The sequence below is a fragment of the Arcobacter ellisii genome, from assembly GCF_003544915.1.
GTDB classification, from domain to species: domain Bacteria; phylum Campylobacterota; class Campylobacteria; order Campylobacterales; family Arcobacteraceae; genus Aliarcobacter; species Aliarcobacter ellisii.
In genome coordinates, this window is the sequence record NZ_CP032097.1 from 1,659,397 (window position 1) to 1,677,640 (window position 18,244).

Genomic DNA, 18,244 nt, shown 5'->3' on the forward strand with positions numbered 1-18,244 from the left:
TCCTTTATTTTTTAAGCAAATAATCTTGTAAGATATGAACCATAACCATCAAGTTTTTGGTTTTCCATTGCTATTTGCTCTTTTAATCCCATATATTTTTCATCTGCATCAGCTTGATTTGCTTGATTTTTATTTTTTAGTTCTTTTAAATCAAGTTTTAGATTTAACACTCTTGTTGTTCCATCTTGATTAATCGCTTTGATACTGATATCTATTTTTTCTAAATCTTCAGGAATTGTTCCTGTAATATTACCTGTTTTTGGATCAAAAAATAATCCAGCAGGTAAAGGAGTTCCATCTGTTTGCGTAACAATGAAGTTTTGAGAAAGATTTGTATCAACAACTTTTATTTCAATAAAGTTATTTTCAACTTTAATATCTTCAATCGTAATTCCAACTATAGAGAAAGAATCTTGATTTCCTTCATTAAATACAACTTGCCCATTTGTTAATACATTTAAGTCTACACTTGCTTGTAAAACTCCCTTAGAATCATTTGGATTTGACGTATTTGTTGTAGGAGTATTGTCATTTGTTCCATCTGTTGGATTATTTTGAGGAACTTCTGTACCTAAGAATCCAATTCCAGTATCAACTGATAAACCATCATTTGAATTAAAATTTAAAACACCTAAATTACTAGAATTATTATCTGTAAAATTATTTAGCCCATCTGTTGAATTGTTTGTATTTGTATCACCATTAGTTGGAACTGTAGGAGTAGTAGGATTTGTTGGTTCTGCAATTTGTGCTGGTGCAATAACTAACATATTATATGTTCTTGTTACACTTGCTCCTTGAGAATCTATTCCTTTTATTACAATTACAAAATTTCCAGACTGTGCAACTCTTCCTGAAATAATTCCAGTATTTGGATTAATAGTTAAACCCAAAGGTAAATTTGTTGCTTCAAATCTAAAATTATCTGTTAAATCTTTGTCACTAAATAAAGATGAAATATCTTTATTATAAACTTCTCCAAAAGGTATTTTAGAATCAATATTCTCAAAAGATACTGTTGGAACATCATTTGTACCTGTGATTGTTATAGAAAAAGTTGCAGTTGTAACTAAACCTTCAGCATCTCTTACATTTATAGGGATAATAATAGTATCTGTTTCACCTTCACCAATATAATCATAACTTGAACTATCAAAACTATATGAACCATCATTATTTAATATAAATCCAGTTGGTGCTGTGCCATTTATACTAAAAGAGATTGAAGCACTATCAACATCACTTGCAGGTAATACCCCACTTACTGTATTTCCTTCAACTGTATTTTCAGATTGATTTGTAAATACAGGTGCATCATTTACAGCATTTATTGTAATATTTATAGTTTTTTCATCTTCTAAAATATTACCCTCACCTACATTTGATTTATCATTTAACTTAATAGTTAAACTATCACTTCCATTATAATCTTGATTTGGCGTATATTTTAGATTATTGATAGCTGTTTGAAGGTCTGTCAAAGTTCCTTGAACTTTTATAATTGATGTATTATTTGCCCCTTCTAAAACTGTTAATCCACTTAGTTGTGATAATTCTAATTTTCCTTCATTAACTCTTAAAGTTAAATCTAAAATTTGAGTTGAATCAATAGCATCAATATCAGCTAAATTAATTGCATTTGTATTATTAAATACAAAAGAGTTATCTTCATTTATTGTAATAGAACTATTTCCTATTGAAATAACTGGCGCGTCATTTACCGGAGTAACAAATATTGCAATTTGAGCTATATTACTTGTTTTTTGATCCGAAGAGAATTTGTATAAGAAAGTTTCTACTCCTGACCAATTTTCATTTGGAATAAATGTAAATTGAGCAAAATCTCTATCATCAACTAAATTTCTATCATTATTAAAAATAAGTTTTCCATTTGTTAATTCAAATCCAATAACTTTTGAAGTATCAGTTGAATCTATATTTCCATCACCATTGATATCATAATCTGCATAGATATATTTACTACTATCAAAAGCTGTTATAGTTCCAGCTGTTATTACTGTTCCATTTATATCTGTAATATCAGGTGTTCCTGTTCCAAATATATAGTTTATATTTGTATCATTTACATCTAAAATTAAAGAATCAATATCTATTAAAATATCATTATCTTCTTTTCCAATAATATTGTCACTTTGAGCATTTGGAATTGCAGGTAAAACCATAACTAATTTTTGAGAAGTACTAACTCCTCCTAAATCATCAGTTGCAGTTACTTTTAAATAATCAGCACCAGGAGTTATAAAGTCATTTCCAAAACCAGCTGTGTAACTAATACCATTTGAAGCATTTAAAGTAGTATTTATTTGCTCTATCGTTCCTGTTAACGTAACAACTCTTGAGTTATTTCCACTAATTGAAGAGGCATTTACTCCATTTAAAATTGAATCATTTATATTAATTGAACCATAATTTGTTGTTTCAATTCTTACAGTTAAAATATCTCCATCTAAATCAGCAAAATTTATCATTGAACCTAAAGGCAACATACCGTTTGGATTTGAAACTATTGATTTTTCAACTATTAAACTCTCATTTCCTAAACTAATTTGTGGTAAATCATTTATTGTTTGAATATTTACAACAGCCTCTTTTGTACTATATCTAGCAGTTGTTTCACCACCATTTCCACCATCACTTACTTTTATCTCAATTGTTCTTGCATTAGAGCTTAAATCATCTGTTGGATTTGAAAATGCAATCGCTCTTGCTAAAGCTTGAACTTGTGATGAATAGGCATTTGAGTTTAGATTAACCCTTAACTCTTTTCCATTTTGTCCATTATAAGTTGAATCAACAACTCCTATTATAACTCCACCATAAGTTACATTATTTCCACTTAAACTAATTCCACCAACATTTAAAATTGATAATTTATCTTCTACTTGTGCATTTTGTGAAATTTTAAAAGCAACATATCCACTATCATAACTTGTACCTTCTAAATCAGTAATTGTTATAGTTTTATCAATTAAAGTAGCAGCTCCATTTTCTGTAAAAGTAGGAGATGAAACAACTCCTCCTAAAAGTGGGGCATCATTTACTGATTCAATATTTATAGTTAAAACTTTTGAATCACTTGAACCACTTCCATCACTTACATTAAAAGTAAATGTTTCTGTTACATTTGAAGATAAAGCATTAATAGCATTTGAATTTGGAACAAAAGTGTATTCGCCTGTTGAACTATTAATAATTAAAGTTCCATAAGTTCCCCCTTTTGAAACTGTTCCATCACCATTTGAAGTAGCTCCATTTATTCCATATGTAAATGTAGTTCCACTATCAATATCAGTTGCCGTTAATTTTCCTGTTGTATTAGAAAAATTATCAACTCCATCTGTATCTGTATAATAAATATTTGATACGCTTGATACTAAAGTTACACTATCATTTACCTCTTGAATATTCAGTGCTTTTGTTGAACTATGAACTACTGGTGTAGAATCTCCTGAAGAAGTTGTAATAGTTACAGTTTTATTTAAAACTCCATTTATAGCACTTAAATCTGAACTATTTTGATAAGTCACTTTTTGTGCAATTTTTTCTAAAACATCTGAAGTCAATCCAGCAGTTGGATTAGCTTGAGTAACTTTTACATCATCTATGTAAAGTTGAGCTCCTAAGGCTTTTCCACCTGTTGCATCCCAAGAACCTGAAACAAACACAAATTTATAATCTCCATCTGTTGATACAGTTATAGATTCTGTTGCCCAGTTTGTCATAGCACTTGCATTTGCACCTGTTCGATTTAATATTATTTGATAATTAGATGGATTGTTTACATCAACTATATAACCAAATACATCATAAGCATCTCCACCACCTTGCGCTTTCCAATCAAATTGAACAGTATCTCCAACTTTTAAAGATACAGCTGAATCAGAATAAATATATGGTCCTCTAACTATCGCATATCCACTTGTTGATGTTAAACTTGAATTCATTTTTATAGAATTATCATTTCCACCATCATTATTTATGTATGTATAATATGTTTCTCTTCTTAGAGTATCTCCATCTTTATCAGTTGCTGCTATTACTCTTGATGGATTTGTTGTATCTTCTGGTGTTGCAAGTCCTGCTATTGTATCAACTCCTAAATTTACCCTACCATTTACAATAGTCCAACCATCAATATTTACTATAGCATTTGTTGTAGAACTTAAAAGTCCAACTGAACTATTTGCTGAATTAAAGTTTCCATTGGCAAAATCAACTGAAAAATTTATTTTTAATTTTTGTCCATTTTCACCATTATAAACAGCATCTATTTGTCCAATAACACTTGCACTTGTTCCATTTCCTAAATAAACAGAATTTCCAACAATACTTACAGTATCAGCTGTAATATCTGGTGTCATTACTTTTTGAATTCCTAAAGTTTCACTTGAAGTTGAACTATTTAGGTTAAATTCTATAAATCCTCCACCATAAAAATGTTCAGTATTTATAGTTGTATCAGTTAAAATAAGTGTTGAATCTGCTTGTTCTACATATGTAGAAGCTGTTTCAGCTCCTGCTGTTATATTTATTGTTAAAGTAGTTGTATCACTTAACTCTCCATCACTTACATTTAATGTAAAAGTCTCTGTTGTATTTGAATCTAAAGCTGTAATTGCTGTTTGATTTGGAATAAATTGATAATCTCCAGTTAAACTATTTATAACTAATGTTCCATAAGTTCCAACCATAGTTTCAACTAAAATGCCTGTTCCTGAATCTATTTTATAAGTTAAATTTACATTATCAACATCATTAGCTACTAATGAAGTATTTATAGTTCCATTTATTGAAGCACCAGAAGAATCAACTATTTGTATAGTTGAAGGAGATGTAATAACTGGTGCATCATTTACAGCATCTACTGTAAAAGTAGCTGTTTTAATAGTAGTTGATAAGCCCTCTTTATCTAAAGCGTGCCAAGTAAAACTATCTGTTCCAAAATAGTTTAAGTCTGGTTGATAAACTAATTTTTCTAAATTAGCAATTGCAATAGTATAGTTTGTGCTCTCTATTTTAATTCCATCTAAATATAAATCACCATTTGTCGGTAAAGTATCAATTATAAATGATTGGGGAAAATAGTTTGCCTCAACTAAAGTCTCTATAGCTGTTATTTTTGCTGCTTGTTTATCTGTATCAGATGGATTCATCATAGCATCTTGAATTATTGCCATTTGAGCATTATAATCAACAGCACTTACATTTGCATTATTATTTACATCATTTGCATCATGATAAATATCAGCTGGATTTATAGTTGCAAAACTAAAAGATGTATCTTCATTTATAGTTCTTGTAAAATTATCTACAATTGCTTGTTCATTTACAGATGTTACATTTAGTGTAAAACTTTGTGTTGTAGTTTTATCTCCATCACTTGCACCAAGTGTAATAACCGTAGAACCATACATATTAGCTTTAGGTGTAAAAGTAAAAGTTACTGTATCTCCTGGTGAATTAGTAGTGCTTCTAATCATAGAAATACCGCTCATATCAAGTAAATTTGTATTACTAGAGCTTACTATTCCTTCTATATACTCTTCAGGTGTAACATCATCACTAAAAATAAGTTTAATAGAGTTTGCACTTGAATCTTCAGTTATTGTGATACTTCCATTATTTAATAAATCATTTCCATTGTAAATATTTACAACAGGAGCATTATTTGAACTACTATCTAAAATAGTAACTACTCCCGTTGCTGTATTTGACCATCCAGTTGAATCATTTGTATCACCAGTTGTCATTACACGCCAGTTAACATTTGTACTTTGTCCTGAATTATTACCTGCATCAAAACGATAATTATTCAAATCAGCCATTGAAATAACCAATCTGCCATCTTGTAATGTATATCCTGAAACTTGTGTTAAAGTTGAAATATCTGAAATATCAATCCAGTTAGAATCATCTGCTTTATCACCACTTCCATCATATACTTGAAATTTACCAACTGTTGGTAAAGAGATAATTTCTAATTGATAAGCTTCTGTCATTACATTGTTATCAACATCTGTAAAATTAGGTTGGAATTGGTCAAAAGATTGTTTTGAATTTGGACCAACTGTAGCAGCCATAGCATTTGCAACAGGTTTATCATCAACTGGAGTTATATCTATAGTAATACTATCTGTATCTGTTGATACTCCATCATTTGTAGTAATAGTTAATATTGTATAAGCTGTTCCATTTGCATTTAAAGTTGGAGAATAAGTCAATCCTTCTAAACTTGCATTTATTTGAGATACTGTTCCTGTTATTTGAACTGTTGTTGAACCATTATTTGTAATAGTAGCTCCACTTCCTTCTGTTAGTGTTAAAGTTCCTTTTCCACTTCCAATTGATAAAGTTGTTGTTAAAATAACTGATGGGTCATTTAAAGCATCATTATCACGAATACTTATTGCATTATTATTTGCAGTTGAAAAAACAATTGCCGTATCTTCTGTTGTTGTTTTTGAAGAAGGAACGTTATTATTAACTGGTAAGTCATTTACACTTAACACTCTAACTGTAAGATTCGCAGCAGTTAAAGTTCCACCATATCCACCATATTCAACTATGTATCCTGCTATTGCACTATTATTTGTTGCTGCAAAATCATTCCATTTTCCAGCATTTACTCCATTATAATAAAAGTGTGCAACATCTTCTCCACCTCTTGAAGAATCAGCATTATTTGGCTCTGAACTTGCCCAATTTGAATACTGCCCATTATATGATGATCCATAATTTGATGTAGAATTTGTTCCTGCGTTTGTATCACCCGTCCAAAATTGAGTTCCAGATTCAGGTCCAGTTACCCATTTCCAAATACCTTCACTATCTGCATCACTTGCACCAATCCAACCATTTCCCCCAGCCATAGAAGTAATAAGAGTATTTTCACTATCTGAAGTAATTGTAACAAGATAACCATTTAAGCCATAAAGAGTTCTAGATTCTGCATCAGTTTTAGCTTGATCCCAAGTAATTCCAGAAGAACTTACAAACTCATAATAGTGTCCATTATCAGGGTTGAAAAATTTTCCAGTTTGATTTATTCTATATGGTTGTTCACCACTTCCTTGACCATCATTTATAGTGATTGTCAAAGGATCATCACCAAACCAATTTGCATCACCTTGATATCTAAGTGTTGCAAGTGCATTATTTAGATTTGTTACAGTTCCAGTTATTTGAAAAGTTTTATTTACAGCATCCCAAGAAGTAGTTACTCCAGTCGAATTTCCTAAACTTAAAGTTCCATGAGATGCATCTATTGTAACTGTTAAATTACCACTTCCAATATCTTTATCCCCAACAGTTAAACCAGAGATTGTAATAGAAGTATCTTCATTGACAGTTACTGTTTCTTTTCCTGAAATATATGGTAAGTCATTTACTCCTATAATTTCAATAGATCTACTCAATGAAACATCAGTAACTCCACCTGAAGTAATACCATTTATACTTATATTTTTTGTTTCTCCTAATGTATTTAAAGTTTCTGAACTATTATAATAAGTTAAATTTCTAGTAATATATTGTAAAACACTTCCACTAATCGCTGGTGGCATAACAGCTTGCGTTACAACTATATTGTCTATATATAAACTTGCACCTGCTGCTCTTCCAAAAGTTTCATCAAATGTTCCAGAAACAAATACAAACTTATAAGTTCCTGCTGTATTTATATTTGTATTTTTTGTTGTCCAAGATGTTTCACTTGTTCCAATACCTGTTTGATTCAATAACTCAACTGTAGCACCTGTATTTACATTTAATAAATAAGCATAAATATCATAAGCATCATCTCCACCTTTTGCTTTCCAATCAAAAGATACAGAATCTCCACTTGATAAAGTAACTGTGCTATCAGAAACTACATAAGGTCCATGAACAATATCTCCACCTGCTGCTGTTGTCATACCTGATGAATAAAGTCTTAATGCTCCATCTTCAAAAGCATAAGAATATACAGCACCTGAAGGTGTATAATCATCTCCTCTACTTACTTGACTTGGATTATTTGGATTTGATGGTGTTGGTGTTGAATCAATAGGTGTTGCCCATCCATCAATAGTAGAAGTTCCAGCAACTCCATTTTGTCCTAACATTAATTGTTGAAGATAAACAGTCCATCCACTAATATCAACAACCGTACCTGTTTGAGTAGCTGTAGTATCAGTAAAGTTTCCATTTATAAAAGTATTACTAAAATTAATTCTTAATTTTTGTCCATTTTCACCATTGTATGTATTATCAATAGAACCAACTAAAACAGCAACTGAACCATTTCCTATATAAACTCCGTTTCCAACTATACTAATTTGTCCATTTACAATACTTGCAGTTGAAGCTTTTACTAAAGATAGAGTCTCTGTACTTGTACTTCCTGATAAACTAAACTCAACATATCCCCCTGAAAAATTAGTTCCAGAACTAATAGTTACATTGTTAGCTACTAATGTAGCAGAATCATTTTCAGTATATGTTACATCTGCAAGTCTTGAAGAATAATTTTCAACCACTATAGTAGAAGTTTCAATACTTCCTGTTTCGATTTCTAAATCCCAATCACCATTTACATTAGAATTTCCAGTTACATCATTTGAAGCAGCAACATCAGCTTGAGTTTCACTTGATAATAAATCAATAAACTCTTGTCCAGTTCCATCACTTGCAACATTACAACCATAAAGTAAAATATCCCCATTTTCATTTAAAGAAGATTTCATACTTTGTAATACTTCATCAAAATTACTTAATGTATTTTGATTTAATACATCATTTCCAACACTTATTTCACCAGTATTTCCATGAGATAAAATATGTATTGCATCTATGTTCATTTCATTTTTTAATATAGAATTTATATCATCCATTGAACTTACAAGATATACTTCAACACCCTCTCCCACACCATCAACTAATGTTTGATAATCACTAACTGTAATATCTACAAAGGCAACTTCTCTTCTAGGTTTTTCAAATCCTTGAACAGCTTGTGCCTCATGTACAGAATTTTCAGCACTATTATTTGTTACATCATTTGTTGTAACTGAATCATTTGAAGTTGTTGCAAAACTACTATCATCAAGTACATCAACAGCTGTTGCAACAGCTGCTCCATCAAAAAGAACTCTTTGCTCTAAAGCACTAATTATTGGTTTTTTTAAATTTCTTTTTTTCATAGTTCATGTCCTTGATACTAATTATTTTGTTGGTAAAAGTTTGCTGTTGCACTCATACCTGGTATTATATTTTCAAATGGTTTTAATAATTTTGCTCTTAAAGTAATAGATTGACTTGTTGGGTCAACAACTGAATCAATTTGTACAACTTGAGCTTTTACTGTAGTTTTTGTTTCATCAATACTTAAATCAAATTCAATTCCTTTTTTTAGCCAAACAAGCCAAGAAGAAGGAACTACAACCCTTGCTTCAAGATTATCTAATCCAACTATTTCTAAAAGTTCATCTTGTGGTTTTATACTTTGATGTTTTGATACTTTTTTTGAAGCTATTCTTCCATCAAAAGGTGCTTGGATATCACATCTTGATACATTTATAGATGCAATATCTCCTTCTGCTTTTTGCTTATTATAATTCTCTTGTGAAATTTGTATTTCAAAAGTACCAATAGAACCATAAGTATCTAACTTCTTATTTTTTTCAAGTTGAAGTCTTGCTATCTCTTTTTCAACTTCAATTTTTCTTTTTTGAGCTTTATATACAGAACAATCTATTTTTATTAAAGATTCTCCCTTTTTAAAAGAGTCTCCTTCAAATTTTGAAAGTTCAACTATCTCTCCTGCAATTTCACTTGAAAGAACTGTTCTATCAAGTGAAACAATAACTGCTCTTGAAGTCAAATCACTATTTGCATACAAAGAAGAAGCCAACAAAACAAAACTTAGAAATTTTTTCATTAAATTACCTTTTATTGAAATTGAACTCTATTTTTTTCTACTAACCAAAAATTTTCAATAACAATTGATTTTAAAGATACACCATTATCTTTTGCGATTTTTGATACATCATCAGATTTTTTTACCACATATTCATTTCCATTTATGCTAAGAATTTCCCCCTCATAAATAGTTATTTTTGAATTATAAAAATTTCTATTATAAAATTCATCATCTACTTTGAACTCTTTTTTTGGACTATTTTCTTCATTTTCATTACTATTTTTTATCTCTGTTTCAGTATCGATTTTATCTGTTGTTGATAGAGTTATAACTTGATTGTTTTCTTCATTTTTAGTTTCTACTGAAATATTAGGTTTTGAAATTTCAGAATCTTTTTTATCATCTATTCCCATAGAAGCGAAAATTCTTCCATAACTATTTTGAACATTTGCATATGATGATGAGTATCTAAGAGTTGCTAAAATATGATTTAGTTTTTCTTTAATTAAAATAAGTCTACTATTAATATTTAAGTCATTTTCTACTTGTGTTAAAGTGTAAATATCATCTGCAACATTTAGATAATCTTTTGCTAATAAATACTCTTTTTTAGCTTGATTAAATTTCACTATTGATAAATGAACTTGAGATAAAACAGCCATTGATAAAGCTAATTTTTGCTCTTTTGCAATTTCAACTTGTGTTTTAGCTAATTTATTCATCTCACTACCTTTAAACACATTTAAAAGATTCCAAGAAACATTTGCTCCATATGAATACCAATCATTATTTAATAAATAATCACTATTTTCATATGATAATGAAGTATTTAGATTAATTCCTGGAAGCATTTTCAATTTTGCTGCTGTAATTTCTTTTTCAGAAATTCTCTCTTGATATCTACTTTCTGTAACTTCAGGTCTATTTTCTAAAGCTAAAAGTTCCATTTGTTCAAGGTTCATATTAAATTCAGGAATTTGATAATTTTTTTCAACTTTGTCTGCAAGTTCAAACTCAATTCCAGGTTTTAATCCCATTAATTCTGCTAATTCAACTTTTGCAGAGATTAAACTGCTTTCTAAAGTATGAAGAGATCTTAAAATATCAAGTAATTCCCTTTGATAAGATAATGATTCCATAGGAGTTTTACCAACTCTTTGATTTTGAACTTTTTTAGAATCACTTAAAGCTTGATTTACTTCAACCATCATAGGTTGAATTCTTTTTAATAAATCTTGAGCAGAAACAGCTTGATAATATGCTCTTCTTATCTCTTGAGTTAAATTATGTTCAACTTTTTTCTCTTTCTCTTTTGCTATTAAAAACTTATCAGCTTGTTGTTGAGCTCTTACATAAGATAATCCAAAATCTAAAATATTCCAGCTAAATCCAATATCTGAAGTTACTCTTTCTTTATCTTGAGAAATTGAATATGAAGGATTAGCCCCTAATGGTTGTGGTTCACCATTTACAAAAGATGTACTTGCACTTGCTGCATAATTGTTTCTTTCAGAATATCCAGCACTTGCAGTTAAACTAGGTAACATATCATAATATACTAAATCTAATTGTTGTTGAGAAAGAGCAGTTTCTAGAACTTTTACTCTTTTTTGTAAATTATGATTAAGTCCTCTTTGAATAGCTTCGTCTAAAGAAATTGGTTTTGTTACAGGTAAAACAACTTCACTTAAAACTGATAAATCTTTTTTAACCTGTTCTTTCACTTCCTCTTTTAGCATTGGTTCTGGTTTTATAGCACAACCAGTTATCAAAAAAGAAGTTACAACCGATAGAACCACTACTTTAGAAACTTTTCTTATCATTTTTATACCTTTTTAATTTTCTATTTTTTATTAATAATAGCATTTAAGAATCTCATATAAATCTCAAATCTAAGATAAATTTATCTACTTTTGAGATGTATTTGAGATTTGGATATAATAAAATCTATTATAAATATAATTAGAAGGTTTTTTATGGAATTTTTGAGTGATAAACATCTTTTACTATTAGAAGATAGTGATGAATTTATCGAAAATGCAATCTCTTTATTTAATATGTTTGTAAAAAAAACATTTGTAGCAAAAGATATAAAAGAGGCTTTTAAGCTTTTAGAAAATGAAAAAATTGATTTGATAATTTCTGATATTCATCTAAAAAATGAATGTGGTTTAGATTTTATAGAAAAATTTAGACAAACTAACAATCAAACCCCAATTCTTATCCTTTCAGGTTATAAAGATGAAGATTTATTATTTAAAGCTATGACTTTAAACTTAAGTGGATATTTAATAAAACCTATAAATTTTAAAGCTTTAATTGAAGCTTTTGAAAAATGTGAAGCTAAACTTAAATTAAATAATCAAAAAATTATTGATTTAAAAGAAGGCTTTAAATACGATAAAGAACTAAAAAAAGTTATTAAAGAGAATGAAGTTTTTGAATTAAATAAAAAAGAGATTCTATTTTTTGAAATGTTATGCGAAAATCAAAAAAGAGTTATAACAAAAGATATGTTTATAAAATTTGTATATGAATATGAACCGATGAGTGATAGTGCATTAAATAATTTTGTTTTAAGAATAAGAAAAAGATTTGGCAAAAACTTTTTACACACTATTCCTGATGTTGGATACAAGATGATAATATGAAAAATCAAAATAAATTGATAATAAGAATTTTTTTATTAAGTTTTATTCTAAGCCAAACTCTATTTGCAAATTTAGAAAAAGTTAGTTTACAGCTAGAATGGAAACATCAATTTGAGTTTGCAGGTTTTTATACAGCAATCGAAAAAGGTTATTACAATGATGTTGGTTTGGAAGTTGAAATAAAAGAGTTTGAAGATGGTATAAATATAACTGAAGATGTAATAAATGGTAAATCTACTTTTGGTATTTCCTCTTCTGCTTTGATTTTAGAAAGACTAAAAGGGAAACCTGTTGTTTTAGTTGCTTCATATTTCAAACAAAATGCTTTAGCCTTAGTTACAAAACCAGAAATCAAAACTCCTGCTGATTTAAAAAATAAAAAGATAATGGCCTTAAAATCAGAGATGGAACAGACAAGTTTAGGAGTTATGTTAAAAGATTATGGAATAGATGAAAACAGTTATACTTTAATAAACCATGATTTTAAAACAGATAAATTTATAAATGGTGAAATTGATGCTATGAGTATTTTTATAACTTCGCAACTCTTTGAATTGGATAAATTAGGTATAAAATATAACGTACTAAATCCAGCAAATTTTGGGATTTATTCTTATGATGTAGAACTTTTTACAAGTGAAGAGATGATAAATAAATATCCAAAAAAAGTTAGAGACTTTGTAAATGCAACAAATAAAGGTTGGGAATATGCCTTTAAAAATAAACAAGAAATTATTGATTTAATTTATGAAAAATATTCAAAAAGAAAATCTAAAGAGGCTTTATTATTTGAAGCCAACCAAACAGAACAACTATTTAAAACTAATATCTTTAGAATTGGAGCAATTACTCCTGAATTAATAAAACTTAATGCTGAAATATTCTCAAAGTTAGGATTAGTAGATAGAAATTTTGATATAAATAAAATATCTGAAGAGTATTACTTTGACCCAAATACTAAAATAAAAAATTTATTAACAATTGAAGAAAAAAACTATTTAGAAAATAAACACATAATAAAAGTACACAATGAAGCAAATTGGGCTCCAATTAATTACAATATAAACAATACTCCAAAAGGTTTTTCAATAGATTATATGAATTTAATAGCTTCAAAAATAGGAATAAGTGTTGAATATATTTCAGGTTTTACGTGGAAAGAGTATTTAGAAAAACTTAAAAATAATGAAATTGATGTAATGCTAAACATTGCAAAAACAAATGAAAGAGAAAATCATTTTATTTTCACATCTCCTTATATTCACTCAGTTGATATAGTTTATGTAAGAGAAGGCACAAATAATTTTAAAAAATTAAGTGATTTTAATGGCAAAAAAATGGCTGTAATAAGAGGTTTTTACGAAGAAGAATTATTAAAACAGAAATATCCAAATATAAAACTATTAAGTGTTGAAAATTCATTGGCTGGACTGAAAAAAGTTGCATTTGGTGAAGCTGATAGTTTTATAGATGATTTTGCTGTTGCTAACTATTTTATTACAAATAATTTAATTTCAAATCTAAAACCTGCTTTTGAAGTTAAAGATGAAGAGTTTAATTTAGATTTAGCTATGGCAACAAATAAAGAAAATGAAATCTTAAGAAATATTTTAGAAAAAGGTAAAGATTTAATCACAGAAGAAGAGTTATTAAATTTGAAAAAAAAATGGATTAAATCAAATCAAAATAAAGCAGCTTCAAATATACCTTTTACAAAAGAAGAAGAAAGATATTTAAAAAATAAAAAAGTTATTACAATGTGTGTAGATCCCGATTGGGAACCTTTTGAAAGACTAGATAACAATAATAAACATATTGGAATTGCAGCTGATTTAATTAAATTAATATCTTCTAAATTAGGAGTAGAAATAGAAGTAATTCCTACAAAAAATTGGGATGAAAGTATAATCTTTTCAAAAGAAAAAAAGTGTGATATTCTAAGTTTTTTAAATGAAACACCAAAAAGAAAAGAGTGGTTAAATTTCACAAAACCAATATTTGAAGACCCAAATGTAATAGTAACAAGAAATGAGTTTGAAACTCCAAAAGATTTATCATTTTTAGAAAACAGAACTATTGCCATTCCTTCAAATACAGCTATGTATGAATTATTTGAAAAAGATTTTCCAAATCTTAAAATCGTTCCAGTTGAAACAGAAGCAGAAGCTTTTTCTTTAGTAGAAAATAAAAAAGTTGATATGACTGTTAGGTCTTTAATAATTGCAGCTTACACTATAAAAAAAGAGAATTTATTTAATCTCAAAATTGTAGCTCAACCTTTAAAATACAAAAATGTTTTAAGAATTGGTGTTTTAAAAGAGGATATTATTTTAAAAGATATTTTAAATAAAGCTATAAATGAAATATCTAAAAAAGAACAAGAACAAATAATAAATAATCATGTATCAATAAAACTTCCTGATAATTCAGAATATCTCTCTTTAATTATTTATGTTTTAATATTCATTAGTTTGATAATTATAATAATTTTATTATGGAATTATCAACTAAGAAAAAAAATTGCAATTGAAATTGAGAAAAATTCAATACAACAAGATTTAATGTTTCAACAAAACAAAAAAGCTGAACTTGGAAATTTAATAGGAAATATATCCCATCAATGGAGAGATTCACTCACAAAAATTGGTTATATAAATCTAAATCTAAGAGCAATGCTTTTACAAAACAAAGATGTACCTAGAGATTTTTTAGATAAAAGCACACTTGAAATTGAAAAAAGTTTGGATTTTATGTCAGAAACGATGCAAAACTTTTTAGATTATTATAAACCTTCTATAAATGTTTTAGAGTTTGAAGTTTATGATTCAATAAAAAGTGCTTTAAGTATTATTGATACAAAAATAAAAAATAATAATTTGCATATAGAATTTAAAGGAGATTTTGATATAAAAATCAAAGGTATTAGAAATGAATGGATGCAAGTTTGGATAAATCTAATAATAAATTCAATAAATATTTCTATAAAAAGAGGGATTCAAAATCCTATAATAGAAATCAAACTGAGTAAAGATAGTATTATTTTTGAAGATAATTGTGGAAAAATAGATGAAGCACTTTTTAAAGAGATTAATCAAGAAAAATATAAAGGTCTTGGAATTAAAATGTCAAAAGAGATTGCTAAGAAAAATAATAAAAATATGATTATAACAAATGGAGAAAAGGGAGCAATTTTTAAATTTATAGAAAATAAATAGTAATATAGATAATTTATTTTTTATATTATATACTTCGCAAAGCTAAAAAAAGGAATTATGTGAATATAAATATGACAAAAGTAGCAAATGTAATCTTATATATGCTACACAAACAAGTAAAACATCTAAATGATAAGAAAGTATCTATACTACTTTTTTTGATGGATTACAGCCATCAAAAACATTGTGGAAAAAAGATTTTTGATGAAGAGTATATCAAAGGTTCAAGACATCCTGAACCTGTTGTCCTTAGTGAGCTTTTTGATATTATTGCAAATGAAGAAGATTTAGAAGAAGATGATGAAAGAATCTATTTAATGCAAGAATTATTAGATTATTTAGATATTGGAAGTATTGAAAAAGAGAATTTTATAGAATTAAGTTTTATTAAAATGGAAGAGGATTTTGATGAAACTTTATTTTCAAAAGATGAAATGAAAACTATACATAAAATAGTTAGTCAATATTTAGATACAACTCCACGAAATATTGCAAATGAATGCTTTAAAATAGATGTTGTAAGAGCAACAGCAAAAAATGAAATTATTATATAAGGAAAAAAATGGCAATTAAAAATAATCAAGTTGTATCAATGCAATATGAACTAAAAGTAAATGGAAATTTAATTGAATCAAATCTTCAAGCAGATCCTATTGAATTTGTTTTTGGAAGTGGAGATATAGTTCCAGGACTTGAAACAAGAATTGCAAATATGATTGAAGGTGAAACAAAAGAGATAACAGTTCCAGCTGTTGAAGCTTATGGAAATTATGATGAAACTTTATGTGAAATCGTACCTATTTCAGAATTTGAAGGAATAGATTTACAAATAGGAATGATTCTTGAAGCAGAAGGTGAAAATGGAGAAGTTTTTAAAGCAACTGTTTCAGATGTAACAAAAGAAGATGTAACTGTTGATTATAATCATCCCTTAGCTGGAAATGATTTAGATTTTAAAATTGTTATAAATAAAATAGTTTAAAAAAAAGAGAGTCAAAACTCTCTTTTTTTAGATGTGATAGTTTGGAGCTTCGTTTGTGATTGTTACATCATGAACGTGAGACTCTCTAAGTCCTGCACTTGTAATTTCAACAAATTCTGCTCTTTCTTGGAATGTTGGAATATCTTTAGAACCTAAATATCCCATAGAACTTCTTAATCCACCAACCATTTGATGAATAATATCAGCTATACTTCCTCTATAAGCAACTCTTCCTTCAATACCTTCTGGTACAAGTTTATCAGCTGCTGTTCCTTCTTGGAAATATCTATCAGTACTTCCTTTAGTCATAGCTCCAATTGAACCCATTCCTCTATAAGTTTTGAATTTTCTTCCTTGGAATAGTACAACTTCACCTGGACTTTCATCAGTTCCAGCTAAAGCACTTCCCATCATAACAGAACTAGCACCAACAGCTAAAGCTTTTGCAACATCTCCAGAATATTTAATACCACCATCAGCGATAATTGGTGTTCCTGTTTTTCTACCTTCTTCTGCACATTCATCAATTGCAGAAATTTGAGGAACACCAACACCTGCAACAATTCTTGTTGTACAAATAGATCCAGGTCCAATTCCAACTTTAACAGCATCAGCACCAGCAGCTATTAAATCAGCAGTTGCAGCTGCTGTTGCCACATTTCCAGCAATAATTTGAACATCCATTTCAGCTTTAATAGCTTTTACTGTATCTAAAATACCTTTTGAATGACCATGAGCTGAATCCAATACTAAAACATCAACACCAACAGCAACTAATGCTCTTGCTCTATCAAGTTGTCCAACACCAATTGCAGCTCCAACTCTTAATCTTCCAAATTCATCTTTATTAGCATTTGGATATTCTCTTTTTTTATTTATATCTTTAATTGTAATTAAACCAATTAATTTATTATTAGAATCAACAATTGGTAATTTCTCAATTTTATTTGCATGCATAATATCAGCTGCTTCTTCTAAAGTCGTTCCCTCTTTTGCAGTAACTAATGGCATTGAAGTCATTTTATCTTTAGCTTTTTGTGAAAAATCTTTAGTAAATCTCATATCTCTATTTGTTAAAATTCCAACTAAAATATTGTTATCATCAACAACAGGAACACCTGAAATTTTATAAGATGCCATTATATCTTCTGCATCTTGTAATGTTTGATCTGGTTTAATTGTAATTGGGTCTATAATCATTCCTGATTCAGATTTTTTTACTTTTTTACATTGTAATACTTGAGCATCAATATCCATATTTTTATGAATAATTCCAATTCCTCCAAGTCTTGCCATTGCAATTGCAGCTTCATATTCAGTTACTGTATCCATAGCAGCACTTACAAAAGGAATATTTAACTCAATTTTTTTTGTAAGTTTAGTTTTAATACAAACCTCTTTTGGTAATACTTCTGATTTTGCAGGTACTAATAAAACATCATCAAATGTTAATGCTCTTTTTTTAATTCTCATTTTT

General features: G+C 28.3%; 8 protein-coding genes. 4 read left to right on the plus strand and 4 right to left on the minus strand.

All coding sequences use genetic code 11. From position 1 onward, the window contains the following. Positions 1-11: 11 nt before the first annotated feature. The 3 genes from AELL_RS08530 to AELL_RS08540 are packed head-to-tail and all read right to left on the minus strand — an operon-like array spanning position 12 to position 11,742. Entirely contained in the window at positions 12-9,200 is a 9,189-nt protein-coding gene (locus AELL_RS08530; protein ID WP_118917540.1) for a DUF4347 domain-containing protein, read from the minus strand. Between the two features lie 17 nt (positions 9,201-9,217). Continuing rightward, the gene (locus tag AELL_RS08535; protein WP_118917541.1) at positions 9,218-9,937 is read right to left on the minus strand and encodes an efflux RND transporter periplasmic adaptor subunit; all 720 of its coding nucleotides are present in this window, start codon (positions 9,935-9,937) and stop codon (positions 9,218-9,220) included. A gap of 11 nt (positions 9,938-9,948) precedes the next feature. After that, positions 9,949-11,742: a TolC family protein gene (locus tag AELL_RS08540; protein WP_118917542.1), complete on the minus strand. Its 1,794-nt coding sequence runs from the start codon at positions 11,740-11,742 to the stop codon at positions 9,949-9,951. Between the two features lie 153 nt (positions 11,743-11,895). Here AELL_RS08540 and AELL_RS08545 point away from each other — a divergent pair, with 153 nt between their 5' ends. The 4 genes from AELL_RS08545 to AELL_RS08560 are packed head-to-tail and all read left to right on the plus strand — an operon-like array spanning position 11,896 to position 16,767. Beyond that, a complete protein-coding gene (locus AELL_RS08545) occupies positions 11,896-12,570 on the plus strand; it encodes a response regulator transcription factor (protein ID WP_118917543.1) in 675 nt (224 codons plus the stop codon). After that, on the plus strand, positions 12,567-15,785 hold the full coding sequence (locus AELL_RS08550) for an ABC transporter substrate-binding protein (protein ID WP_118917544.1): 3,219 nt from the start codon (positions 12,567-12,569) through the stop codon (positions 15,783-15,785). The genes AELL_RS08545 and AELL_RS08550 overlap by 4 nt, the downstream gene beginning before the upstream one ends. 59 nt (positions 15,786-15,844) lie before the next feature. Then, the gene (locus tag AELL_RS08555; protein ID WP_118917545.1) at positions 15,845-16,339 is read left to right on the plus strand and encodes a type II toxin-antitoxin system antitoxin SocA domain-containing protein; all 495 of its coding nucleotides are present in this window, start codon (positions 15,845-15,847) and stop codon (positions 16,337-16,339) included. Positions 16,340-16,347: 8 nt separating this feature from the next. After that, positions 16,348-16,767 (plus strand): FKBP-type peptidyl-prolyl cis-trans isomerase, encoded by a 420-nt coding sequence (locus AELL_RS08560; protein WP_118917546.1) that lies wholly within the window; start codon positions 16,348-16,350, stop codon positions 16,765-16,767. A gap of 27 nt (positions 16,768-16,794) precedes the next feature. On the opposite strand, the gene guaB is transcribed toward AELL_RS08560, so the two are convergent. Beyond that, positions 16,795-18,240, minus strand: coding sequence for an IMP dehydrogenase (gene guaB / locus AELL_RS08565; protein ID WP_118917547.1), 1,446 nt, complete (start codon positions 18,238-18,240; stop codon positions 16,795-16,797). Between the last annotated feature and the right edge of the window lie 4 nt (positions 18,241-18,244).

Coding starts and splice junctions, on each gene's coding strand:
- AELL_RS08530 (WP_118917540.1), bottom strand. CDS start 9,200: ATGAAAAAAAGAAATTTAAAAAAACCAATAATTAGTGCTTTAGAGCAA.
- AELL_RS08535 (WP_118917541.1), bottom strand. CDS start 9,937: ATGAAAAAATTTCTAAGTTTTGTTTTGTTGGCTTCTTCTTTGTATGCA.
- AELL_RS08540 (WP_118917542.1), bottom strand. CDS start 11,742: ATGATAAGAAAAGTTTCTAAAGTAGTGGTTCTATCGGTTGTAACTTCT.
- AELL_RS08545 (WP_118917543.1), top strand. CDS start 11,896: ATGGAATTTTTGAGTGATAAACATCTTTTACTATTAGAAGATAGTGAT.
- AELL_RS08550 (WP_118917544.1), top strand. CDS start 12,567: ATGAAAAATCAAAATAAATTGATAATAAGAATTTTTTTATTAAGTTTT.
- AELL_RS08560 (WP_118917546.1), top strand. CDS start 16,348: ATGGCAATTAAAAATAATCAAGTTGTATCAATGCAATATGAACTAAAA.
- guaB (WP_118917547.1), bottom strand. CDS start 18,240: ATGAGAATTAAAAAAAGAGCATTAACATTTGATGATGTTTTATTAGTA.